This is a genomic window from Tritonibacter sp. SIMBA_163 (assembly GCF_046535935.1).
Classification (GTDB): domain Bacteria; phylum Pseudomonadota; class Alphaproteobacteria; order Rhodobacterales; family Rhodobacteraceae; genus Epibacterium; species Epibacterium scottomollicae.
This window is the reverse complement of the sequence record NZ_JAWJBP010001419.1, coordinates 1-233: the sequence shown is the minus strand read 5'-3', so window position 1 is coordinate 233 and position 233 is coordinate 1. Positions and strand designations below refer to the sequence as shown.

The following is a 233-nucleotide window of genomic DNA, read 5'->3' as shown; positions in this document are numbered from 1 at the left end:
AATTCAGTATTAATTCGTTTCGGAAAAACAGAATAATTTTCAAACTGAGAACCAATTTTTTCTAGATCAATTGCATCCGCATGATCAACAAACGTAATGCAATGAGGATTCCCCATACTGACACAAGTGACTTGCCAAGTTTGTTCAGCAACTGTCAACGATTGATTAATTACTTTTTCTGATGCAGATCCTAAAGTGGTTGGAATTTCTTCTGCTAGTAAATAGGGTTCACC

At 35.6% G+C, this 233-nt stretch carries 1 pseudogene; it reads right to left on the bottom strand.

Features of this window, described 5'->3' with window-relative positions:
• A pseudogene (locus R0J92_RS26970) lies at positions 1 to 233 on the bottom strand (diaminopimelate epimerase); the annotation flags it as partial.